At 68.5% G+C, this 12540-nt stretch carries 1 protein-coding gene (only partly in view); it reads left to right on the forward strand.

Every position in this 12540-nt window falls within one protein-coding gene, locus C5O27_RS09160, for a non-ribosomal peptide synthase/polyketide synthase, read on the forward strand. The gene is 39978 nt long; 10249 of those nucleotides lie to the left of the window and 17189 to its right, leaving coding positions 10250–22789 in view — codons 3417 (partial) to 7597 (partial); the first complete codon in view begins at position 3. The start codon and the stop codon both lie outside this window.

Consider the following 12540-nt stretch of genomic DNA (forward strand, 5'->3'; position numbering starts at 1 on the left):
CTTGGCAGATGGTTGATCTCGATACCTCGGCAGCCGACGGCGTCGATTCCGTCGCCGCCGCCGAGCGGGGAAAGCCGTTCGATCTCGAAGCCGGCCCGCTCATGCGGTTCGTGCTCGTGCGCCGAGGTGGGACGTCGACGCTGGTGGTCACCAGTCATCACATCCTGATCGACGGCTGGTCGAGTCCGCTCATCCTCGCCGATCTGTTCGCGCTGTACGCGACCGGACAGACCTACACGGGAACCGTGGCGGCATCTTCGGGTGCCGATGGCGACTACTTCGACTATCTCCGTCACATCGCGGCCTCGGACACCGAAGCAGGTCTTGCTGCCTGGCGTTCGGTCCTCGACATCGTGACCGAGCCGACGCTCGTCGGCGGCGGACGCGAGGCGACCACCGATCAGCTGCCGCGAGACGCAAGTACGATGCTGTCGCCCGAATTGACCGCGGCCATCGACGATCTGACGCGATCGACCGGCGTCACCGTGTCGACCGTGATGCAGTTCGCGTGGGCGGTCTTGTTGTCGCGCATCACCGGCCAGCGCGTGGTGACGTTCGGCGAGACCGTGTCAGGACGTCCGGCCGATCTCGACGGTGTCGAGACGATGGTCGGCCTGTTCATCAACACCCTCCCCGCGGTCGCCGATGTCGACCCGAATGCCTCTGCCGCTCAGGTGTTGTCGGCGCTTCAGCAATCGAAGGTCAAGGTCCTCGACCACCAGCACCTGGGACTGCCGGAGCTCACCGGCCTCGTCGGACGCGGTCAGCTGTTCGACACCCTGGCCGTCCACGAGTCGTATCCGGTGGACGCACAGTCGCTCAAGCAGGGAGCCGACGCCGGCGGGATCGGCATCGCCGACCTGCAGGCCAGCGACTCGACCCATTACCCGCTGAACCTGGTCACCGGCGTCGTCGGCGACCAGCTCGAGCTCAAGCTCAAGTACCTGCCGGCCGCCTTCGGCGATCGCCAGGTCAGGATCTACGCCGAATCCCTGGTGCGGATCCTCTCGGCGCTGGTCGCCGATCCGTCGGTCCAGGTCGGATCGATCACTCTGCTCGACGACGAGGACTACCGCCGGAACCTGGTCCCGCCGGTCGCCCGGACCGTGAACAGCGAGTCGTCGCTGGCAGAGTTGTTCGCGCGCAGCGTCGCCGCGTTCGCCGACCGTCCGGCGGTCACCGACACCGCGACGACGGTGGATTACGCGGAACTGGATGCGCGGTCGGCGGCGATCGCCGCGGCGCTGCAGTCGCGCGGCGTGCGCCCGGGCGACCTGGTCGCCGTTGCACCGTCGAGGTCGGTCGACCTGGTGAGCTCGATCCTCGGTGTGCTGCGTTGCGGTGCGGGTTATCTCCCGCTGGACACGACGAATCCGGTGGAACGACTGCAGTTCATCGTCGAGGACGCCGCGCCGTCGGCGGTCGTCATCGACCAGACCACCGCCGACTTCGAACTGTGGACCAGGTTGGGCTCCACCCCGGTGGTGACGGTCGACGACCTCGCACGTGAGGGCGCAGGCGCGTCGCCGGCGACGGCGGCGATCCATCCGGATTCGCGCGCCTATGTGATCTACACGTCGGGGTCGACCGGCCGCCCGAAGGGCGTCGAGGTCACCCATCGCGATGTGGTGACCCTGATGGACACCGCCGCAGGCGATTTCGATCTCCGTGAGACCGACGTGTGGACGCTGTTCCACAGCTATGCCTTCGACTTCTCGGTGTGGGAGCTGTGGGGTCCGCTGCTGACCGGTGCCCGGCTGATCCTGGTCGACCGGGATCTGGCGCGCGCGCCGGAGGAGTTCCTGGATCTCCTCGCCCGCGAGCAGGTGACGGTGCTGAGTCAGACCCCGTCGGCGTTCTATCAGCTGGCCGAGGCACGCCGACGTCGACAGGTGCCGCTTGCGTTGCGCTACATCGTCTTCGGCGGTGAGGCGCTCAGTTTCGAGCAGGTCCGCCGCTGGTTCGACGATCATCCGGTCGAGACCACGCAGCTGGTCAACATGTATGGCATCACCGAGACGACGGTGCACGTCAGCTTCCGGCCGCTCGACCCGTCGTCGGTGGCCGCCGACGACGCTAGCTTCATCGGCCGTCCGTTGTCGTCCCTGGCGATCCATGTGCTCGACGAGCGACTGCGCCCGGTGCCCGAGGGTGTGGTCGGCGAGATGTACGTGACCGGCGGACAGCTGGCACAGAGCTACCTGAAGCGCGCAGGCCTGTCGGCGACCCGCTTCGTGGCATCGCCCTACGGCGAACCCGGCACCCGGATGTACCGCACCGGCGACCTCGCCCGCCGCGTCGACGGGGACATCGAGTACCTCGGCCGCAGCGACGCCCAGGTCCAGTTGCGCGGCTACCGCATCGAATTCGGTGAGATCGAGGCGGCGCTGCTGGCGGCGCCCGGCGTGAGCGCCGCGGCCACGCGGGTCATCGAGATCCCCGGTCGCGGTGAACAACTCATCGGCTACCTGGTCATGGATGCGGGCGTCGCGGAGGATTCCGTCGACGCCGGCGAGGTACGTCGGATCGCCGGGCGTTCGGTCCCCGCGTACATGGTTCCTGACCAGATCATCGTCATCGATGCGCTGCCGTTGACGGCCAACGGCAAACTCGACCGGGACGCCTTGCCGATCCCGGACGCGGGGGCGGTCGTCGACGAGATCATCGCCCCGGAAACCCCCGAAGAGGCGACCGTCGCACAGGTCTTCGCCGAGGTCCTCGGCCTCGACGAGATCGGTGTGACCACGAGCTTCTTCGATCTGGGCGGCAACTCGCTGTCGGCGACACGGCTGGCATCGCGGGTCGCCGATGCGTTGGACGCCGAGGTCTCGGTCCGCGACGTGTTCGAGGCACCCTCCGTGCGCGACCTGGTGTTCGCGGTGTCCGGCCGCGGGACGAATCTCCCGCCGGTGGTGGCGGTGTCGCCGCGCCCCGAGCGGATTCCGCTGTCCTTCGCACAGCAACGTCTGTGGTTCATCAACCGCTTCGAACCCGGTGAGGCCGGCCACAACCTGCCCACCGTGCTCCGTCTGTCGGGCCGGGTGGATGTCGAGGCGCTGAGACAGGCAGTGGTCGATGTCGTGGTCCGCCATGAGGTCCTGCGCACCACGTTCCCTGCCGCCGAGGGAATTCCGTACCAGCTCGTCCACTCCGCGTCGTCCGTGGAGGACGAACTCGACTGGCAGATCGTCGATTCCCAGGACGCCCTGATCGCAGCGGCCTCCGACGGATTCGACGTCCAGGTGCAGTGGCCCATCCGCGTCCGGTTGTGGCCGGTCGCTGAGAACGAGTACGTCCTCGCGATCGTGCTGCACCACATCGGCGCCGACGGCGAGTCGATGGCGCCGCTCGTGACCGATCTGGTGTCCGCCTACTCTGCGCGGTCGGCGGGAACCGAACCCGAATACGTCCCGCTCGCTGTGCAGTTCGCCGACTTCGCGATCTGGCAGCACGCCAACCTCGGCTCCGCCGACGATCCCGATTCGATCGTCGGTCGGCAGCTGGGCTACTGGATGGACCAGCTCGCCGGTCTGCCCGACGTTCTCGAACTCCCCGCGGACCGGCCTCGTCCGGCGGTCGCATCCGGCCGTGGGGCAACCATCAGCGCACGGATCCCGGGGAAGACCGCCGCCCGGATCGCCGAGGTTGCGCGTGCCGCCGACGTCACCCCGTTCATGGTGGTCCACGCGGCGCTGGCGGTGCTGTTGTCCCGGCTCTCGGCCACCGACGACATCGCTGTCGGGACCCCGATCGCCGGTCGCGGCGCAGCGGTGCTCGATCCGCTCGTCGGCATGTTCGTCAACACGCTGGTCCTGCGGTCGCAGGTGGACGGCGCACAGCCGTTCGAGGAGCTGCTCGCCGACGTCCGCATCACCGACCTGGACGCGTTCGCGCACGCCGACATCCCGTTCGAGACACTGGTGGACCGGCTGAATCCGGTGCGCTCCGAAGCGTTTTCGCCGTTGGCCCAGGTGATGTTGTCCTTCGATCCGGCCGCCTCGGCCGACACGGTCGCCGTCGACTCCGGTGAGCTCGCGGTCCAACCGTACGGCGAGATCCCGGTGTCGGCACAGACCGACCTCTGGGTCACGGTCGGCTCACGTGCCGAGGGCGAGGACTGGGATCTGTCGATCATCTACGCCACCGACCTGTTCGACGAGGCGACGATCGCCGAGTTCGCGCAGCGGTTCAGCCGTCTGATCGACGACCTGACCTCGTTCCCGGGCCGGGCGGTCGGCGATGCGCCGGTCGTGACCGCCGCGGAGGTGGCCGAGGAGTCCCGGTGCGAGTGGGGACCAGCGCGCGAGCTTCCGGGATTCGACTCGGTCGCCGACGCTGTGGCCGCGCAGGCGGACCGGACGCCCGAGGCGCCCGCACTGCTGTTCGGTGACCGCATCCTCGACTACGCCGAGTTCTCGGCACGCGTGAACACGTTGGCCCGCACGCTGATCGGGCTGGGCGTCGGTCCCGATGTCGCGGTTGGACTCTGCATTCCGCGCTCGGTGGAGATGGTGGTGGCCATCCATGCCGTGGTCGTGGCGGGCGGTCAGTACGTTCCGTTCGACACCGCGGCGCCGCTGGACCGTGTGGAGTACATGGTCGACACCGCCGGGGTGGCCGTGGTTCTGGTCGGACCGGGTGAGACGCCCGCAGCCGTCGCCGGACTCGGCGACCGCGTGGGGGTCATCTCCGTCGAGCTCGGCGACGATGCCGACCTGTCGACGCCACCGGTCTCGGACGCGGAACGCGTCCGCGCCATCCGGCCCGACGACGCCATCTACACCTTGTTCACGTCGGGCTCGACCGGTCGCCCGAAGGGCGTCACCCTCTCCCATGCGGCGGTACTGAACCGGCTGTGGTGGGGGCTGGACGAACTCCCGATCGACGCCTCGGACCGCGTGGTCCTCAAGACCCCGTACACCTTCGACGTCTCGGTCCCGGAGCTGTTCGCGCCGTTGATGGTCGGCGCCACGATGGTGGTGCTGAAGGCCGACGGCCACCTCGACCCGGTGTACGTCGCCGAGGAGACCATCCGTACGCGATCGACGATGATCCACTTCGTGCCCTCGATGCTCGCGGTGTTCCTCGAGGTCGCCGGTGAGGACCGCGTGCGCGCCATGGACACCGTCCGCATCGTGTCGACGACCGGTGAGGCGTTGCCGCCGTCGGTCGCCGCACAGGTGCGCGAGTGGATGCCGGACGTGCTGTTCTACAACCTCTATGGACCGACCGAGGCCGCGGTCGAGATCACCTATGAGGCGATCCACACGGTCGAGGCCGGGGCGTCCTCGGTGGCCATCGGTGTGCCGGTGTGGAATTCGTCGGCCGTGGTACTCGACGGACGTCTGTCCCGGGTGCCCGCCGGGGTGCCGGGTGAACTGTATCTGGGTGGTGTGCAGCTGGCGCGCGGCTACGCTGCACGTCCCGATCTCACCTCCGAGCGTTTCGTCGCCGATCCGTACGGTGAGCCCGGGGCACGGTTGTACCGCACCGGTGACCTCGTCCGCCGACGCCGCGACGGTGTCCTGGAATACCTGGGCCGCACGGACTTCCAGGTCAAGCTGCGCGGTCAGCGCATCGAGCTCGGCGAGATCGAGGCCGTCATCGCCTCGGCACCCGGTGTGGTGCACGCGGCCGCCACGGTCGCCGAGTCGCCGCACGGCGGTCAACACCTCGTCGGCTATGTCGCAGGTGCGTCGGGTCGGACGGTCGATCTCGACGGTGTCCGGGCCACGGTGGCACAAGCGCTGCCGGAGTACATGCGTCCGACGGTGTGGGTGGTGCTGTCGGAGGTAACGCTCAACAGCGCGGGCAAGCTGGATCGCAAGGCGCTGCCCGCGCCGGAGTTCTCCTCGGGTGAGTACGTCGGCCCATCGACTCCGGCCGAGGAGATGATCGCCGAGGCGTTCGCCGAGGTACTCGGTGTCGACCAGGTGAGCATCACCGACAACTTCTTCGATCTCGGCGGCAACTCGTTGTCGGCGATGCGCCTGGCCGCGCGGGTCGGTGACGTCCTCGATCTCGACATCTCGGTGCGAGATCTCTTCGACGCGCCCAGCGTGCGCGATCTGGCGTCGGCGGTGGCCGACAGCGGTGCGGGTCTGGCGCCCATCGTGGCGGTCTCGCCACGGCCGGAACGGATCCCGCTGTCGTTCGCGCAGCAGCGAATGTGGTTCATCAACCAGTTCGACCCCTCGTCGCCGGTGTACAACATCCCGGCGATCCTGAAGGTGTCCGGTGCCCTGGACACCACCGCCCTGGCAGCGGCGATCACCGATGTGGTCATCCGGCACGAGGTCCTGCGAACCACGTTCCCGTCGAATTCGGGTGTTCCGGTCCAGCGCATCCACGATGTCGCCGAGATCGCGACCCGACTGGACTGGGCCGTCTCGGAGACCTTCGACGAACTCGAGGTCGACGTGGCCCGCGGATTCGACGTGGCCGCACAGTGGCCCCTGCGGGCCCGCCTGTGGCAATCCGGGCCCGATGAACACGTCTTCGCCCTCGTCGTCCATCACATCGCCTCCGACGGCGAGTCGATGGCGCCGCTGGTGACCGACGTGATCACCGCCTACGCGGCGCGCATCGCAGGCGAGTCCCCGCGGTTCACCCCGCTCGAAGTGCAGTTCGCCGACTTCGCCCTATGGCAGCACTCGGTCCTGGGGTCGCCCGACGACCCGGAATCGGTTGTCGGCCGGCAGCTGGCCTACTGGCTCGAGCGCCTCTCCGGGCTGCCGGACGTGCTCGACCTCCCGACCGACCGTCCGCGCCCGGCGGTCGCGTCGCAACGCGGCGATCGCATCGGCTTCGAGGTCCCGGCCGCGGTGGCCGACCAGATCGTCGCGGTGGCCGCCCGTCACGGGGTCACCCCGTTCATGGTTGTCCACGCGGGACTGGCGGTGCTCCTGGCACGCCTGTCGGCGACCGACGACATCGCGATCGCGACACCGATCGCCGGCCGGGGCCAGCGGGTTCTCGATCCGCTGGTCGGCATGTTCGTCAACACGCTGGTGTTGCGCACCGGCTATCGGGCGGACCAGACCTTCGAGTCGCTGCTCGACCAGGTCCGACAGATCGATCTCGACGCGTTCGCCCACGCGGACGTCCCGTTCGAGACACTCGTCGAGCGGATCAACCCGGTTCGTTCGGAGGCATTCGCGCCGCTCGCCCAGGTCCAGTTGACCCTCGACCAGTCGGCGCTGCCCGGGCTCACCGGGTCCGCTGCGGCGGGACTCCCGGGTGCGGAGTACGCCGGTGTGACGATCGAACCGCTGGCGCCCCCGGTGGTGCCGGCACAGGTCGATGTCACGCTCGGGTTGTCGGCCGCCGAGGCCGGCCTGCCCTGGACCGGCACCCTGATCTACGCGACCGACCTGTTCGACGCATCAACTGCCGAGACGCTGGCGCACCGATTCGTCGAGTTGCTCCGGGGGCTCACCGCCGACGCCGGCGTGCTGGTCGGCGACGTGTCCATGACCTCCGACGCCGATCGACGGCAGATGGCTCAGTGGTCGGCGGGGGCGACGGTCGACGTCGTGGAGCAACCGATCGGGGATGCCGTTGCCGCACAGGTGACGATCTCGCCGACGACGACCGCGCTCACGTTCGAGGGACGGACCGTCACGTATGCCGAGTTCGGCGCCCGCGTGAACACCCTCGCCCGCCGGTTGATCGCGCATGGCGTGGGACCGGACGTGGCCGTCGGTGTGTGCATCGATCGTTCGGTGGAGATGATCGTCGCCGTCCACGCCGTCGTCGTGGCCGGCGGGCAGTACGTGCCCATCGACACCGGGGCGCCGTCCGAACGTGTGTCGTACATGGTCGAAACCGCCGGCGTGGGCGTGGTCCTGGTCGCCCCCGGAACCGTGCCGCCCCCGGTTGTCGGTCTCGGTGATGCGGTGCGAGTGGTGGTCGTCGACAGCGAGGACGAGGTCGACGCCGCGGTCGAGCCGGTAACCGACGCCGACCGGATCGCGCCGTTGCAGGTTGATCACGCGCTCTACACCTTGTTCACGTCGGGTTCGACGGGCCGACCCAAGGGTGTGACCGTCTCCCACGCCTCCGTGCTGAACCGGATCCGATGGGGTCTGTCGGAGTATCCCTGGGGCGCCGGCGATCGCATCGTGCAGAAGACGCCGTACACCTTCGACGTATCGGTGCCGGAACTGTTCGGGCCGCTGATGGCGGGGGCGACCATGGTCGTCGCACGACCCGGTAGCCATGCCGACCCGGACTACATCGCGGACCTGATCATCGACTCCGGTGTGACCTCCGTGCACTTCGTGCCGTCGATGTTCTCGGTGTTCCTAGATGTGGTTGCGCCCGAACGCCTTCGGCAGATGACCACGCTCCGGTGGTTGTTCGCTTCGGGGGAGGCGTTGCCCCCCTCGGTGGTCGCGCGCGCCCACCGGATCATGCCGTGGGTGGGTGTCCACAACCTGTTCGGCCCGACCGAGGCCGCGGTTGAGGTGGCTTACGCCGACGTCTCCTCCGCACCGTCGGTGGTGCCCATCGGCGTACCGGTCTGGAACACGACCACCTGGGTGCTCGACTCCCGGCTGCGGCCGGTGCCCGAGGGCGTGCCGGGCGAGCTGTATCTCGGTGGTGTGCAGGTCGGCCGCGGTTACGCCGCGCAGCCCGGTCTCTCCGCGGAGCGGTTCGTGGCCAACCCCTTCGGCAGTCCGGGATCGCGTTTGTACCGCACGGGAGATCTGGTCCGGTGGAATCACGCCGGGGAGATCGAGTACCTGGGACGGACCGACTTCCAGGTGAAGTTGCGTGGCCAGCGGATCGAGCTGGGCGAGATCGAGTCCGTGATCGCGTCCGTCCCGGGCGTGGTACACGCTGCCGCGACGGTGGCGACCGCTCCATCGGGTGCGCAGCACCTGGTGGGTTATGTCGCGCCGGTGACCGTCGATCTCGATGACGTCCGTGACGTCGTCGCGCAGGCCCTGCCCGAGTACATGCGACCCGGTCTCTGGGTTCCGCTGGACCACGTCACGCTGAACCCTGCGGGCAAACTCGACCGACGGGCCCTTCCCGCGCCCGACTTCGGCTCGGCGGCAGTCGATCACGTCGCTGCTGAAGGCCCGCTGGAAGAGCAGCTCACCTCGATCGTGTCGACGTTGCTCGGCGTGGAGCGGGTCTCGGTGACGGAGTCGTTCTTCTCCCTCGGCGGAGACTCGATCATGTCGATTCAGCTCGCCTCGGCGGCCAAGGCCGGTGGCCTGGCACTGAGTCCGCGGGACATCTTCGAGCACAAGACCATTCGCGCCATGGCACGAGCCCTGGCGCAGGGTGGCCGGGAGCTGCCCGCACTTCCCGAGCCGCCCGGCGGTGGTACCGGGCCGTCCACCGTGCCGCCCATCGTTTTGTGGATGATCGAGCATGCCGACACCCCGGCCGATTTCGCGGACTTCTCGCAGTCCATGGTGCTCGTCGCACCGAGCGGCCTCGACCTCGACGTCCTGGCCGAGATCCTCGGTGTCGTCACGGCGTCGCACCCGATGATGACCGCCTCCCTGACGAATGCCGACGGAGGCTGGGAACTGCGTGCCGGCACCGGTTTCGATGCCCGCGAAGCGGTCTCGGCGATGACCGCCGACGCGCCCATCGGGTCCGCGGCGTTCGACGCGAAGGTGATCGAGGCACACGCGAGTGCCGTCGGTCGACTCGACCCGTCCGCGGGCCGGCTCGTCCACGCGGTGCTCGTCTCAGATCCGACCGACAGCGGATGGATCGTCCTCGCGATCCATCACCTCGGCGTGGACGCCGTGTCCTGGTCGGTGCTCGTCGAAGACCTCGTCACCGCCTGGGCGCAGCGTTCCGCGGGACACCCCTATGCGCTGCGTTCCGAGCAGACTTCGGCACGGGCGTGGACCCATGCGGTCGCCGCGCAGGCCGAGACCCGGGAGCAGGAACTCCCGTACTGGCTCGAGCGACTGCCGGAGACTCCCACCGACCTGGGTGCGGCGTTCGACCGTGACCGGGACAAGAACTCCACGAGTCGTTCCGTGGTCGCGCGGATCGAGCCCGAGGTTGCCGAACCGACCTTGACCTCGGTGCCGCGGGCCTTCGGCGCCGGCGTCGAGGACGTCCTGCTGGCCGCGCTCGGTCGTGCTGTCCGTTCCTGGCAGCGCGACCGGGGCATCGTCGACGCGGCACCGGTCTCGGTGCTCGTCGAGGGGCACGGACGGTACGAGGAGATCATGGCGCGCGGTGACGATCCGCGTAGCGCCGACCTCTCGCGGACCGTCGGATGGTTCACGACCGTCACCCCGGTGAACCTGGATCCCACCGATGACGTCGTTCACGCGGTGAAGGCCGCCAAGGAAGAGCGACTCAACCGACCGGACTCGGGAGTCGGGTTCGGCGTCCTGCGGTACCAGCAGCCGACCGAGCTCTCCGCCCGGCCACTACCGTCGATCGGTTTCAACTATCTGGGCAACGTGGCCGGGGGCGAGGCGGTCACCGGCGAATTCCTGCCGGCACAGCACTCGTTGCGTCTGCCGGGCTCGGTGTCCGGTGCGATGGTCGCTCTCAATTCGCTGACGATCAACGCGAACACCATCCCGACCGAGCAAGGTCGCGAGATCAGCGCGGACATCGCGTTCCCCGGTGCACTGTTCACCCAGGCCGAGATCGCCGATCTCGCCGAACGTTGGCGCGACGAGCTCGCGGCGATCGTGACAGCGGTGGAGACGTCGACCGACATCGGACTCTCGCCCACCGACGTGCCCGGAACCGGGATCACCCAGAGCGATCTCGACAGCCTGGCCGCGACCCACCCCGGCGCGGCGATCTGGCCGTTGTCACCGCTGCAGCGTGGACTCTACTTCCAGTCCGAACTGGTCTCCGCCGGCCGGGTCGGCAACGCGGTCGACGTGTATGTCGCACAGACCGTCCTGTCGCTCGGTGGAGACGTCGACCTCGACCGCCTGCGGTCGGCGGCCGCCGACCTGATCGGCCGTCATCGGGTACTGCGGTCCGCGTTCGTCCGTACCGCGTCCGGTGCCGTCGTGGCAGTGGTTCCCGGCACCGTCGAGATCCCTTGGAAGGTCGTGGATCTCGACGTGTCCTCCGTGGATCAGGGCGTCCAGCGGCTCGTGGACGAGGAGCGGGTGCTGCCGTTCGATCTGTCCTCGCCGCCACTCGTCCGCTTCGTGGTGGCCCGCTCGGATGACACGACGCACCTGATCGTCACGAATCACCACATCGTGCTCGACGGCTGGTCGGGGCCGCTGGTGCTGGCCGACCTGTTGGCGCTCTATGCCACCGGTATGCCGTACACGTCCCAGGTCAGTTCGGCGGCCGGAGATTTCGCCGACTATCTGTTCCGCGTCGCCCGTCAGGACGACGCCGCGGGCCTGGCCGCGTGGTCGCAGGTTCTCGCACCGGTGGAAGGGCCGACCCTGGTCGCCGCCGGAGTGGAGGCGACCGTCGACCAGCTGCCGCGAGATCATGCGGTGCTGCTCGACGCGGACCTCACGTCGCGGATCGATGATCTGACCCGCGAGCACGGTGCGACCGCAGCGACGATCCTGCAGGTCGCGTGGGCGTTGTTGTTGTCGCGTCTGACCGGTAACCGGGTGGTGACCTTCGGTGAGACGGTGTCGGGTCGTCCGGCCGATCTCGACGGTGTTGAGTCGATGGTCGGTCTGTTCATCAACACGTTGCCGGCCGTGGTCGACGTCGACCCCCGGGCGTCGGTTGCCGAGGTGTTGTCGAGGGTTCAGTCCGACAAGGTGTCGGTGCTCGATCATCAGCATCTGGGGTTGCCGGAGATCGTTGCGGCGAGCGGTGTTCCGGTCGGTTTCGACACGCTGACCGTGCACGAGTCGTACCCGATCGATTCCGACTCGGTCGCCGGCGCCGGCGATGCCCAGGGACTCGACATCCGGGGCATCGACGTGCGGGACTCCACGCACTACCCGCTCAACTTCATCACCTCGCGCGCGGCCGACCAGATGCTGCTGAAGCTGAAGTACCTGCCGAGTGCTTTCGACGAGGCGCAGGTGGCCGTGTTCGCGGATGCACTCGTCGAGATCCTGCGAAGCATGGCCACGGCGCCGGATCTGCTGCTTGCAGACGTGCGTGTCGCCCCGGACGCGGTGACCGGTGCGGTGTCGGAATGGTCGATGGGCCCCGTTGTGCCGGTAGGGGATTCGTCGGTCGCTGATGCAGTGGCGTCCCAGGTCGCGGCGTCGTCGTCGGCGACTGCACTGATTTTCCAGGGGCGTGAGGTCTCCTATACGGAGTTCGGTGCGCGTGTTGCCGTGTTGGCGCGCGAACTCTTGGCTCTGGGTGTGGGCCCGGATGTCGCCGTGGGTGTGTGCATCGATCGTTCGGTCGAGATGGTCGTGGCGGTCCATGCGGTGGTCGCTGCTGGTGGTCAGTACGTGCCGATCGACACGGCGGCGCCGGCCGATCGTGTGGCGTACATGGTGGAGACAGCGGCTGTGGGTGTTGTGCTCGTGACTGCGGGTTCGCTTCCCGAAGCTGTTGTGTCCCTCGGTGATGCGGTCCGCACCGTCGTCGTCG

Source organism: Gordonia alkanivorans (assembly GCF_004011905.1).
GTDB classification, from domain to species: Bacteria; Actinomycetota; Actinomycetes; order Mycobacteriales; family Mycobacteriaceae; genus Gordonia; species Gordonia alkanivorans.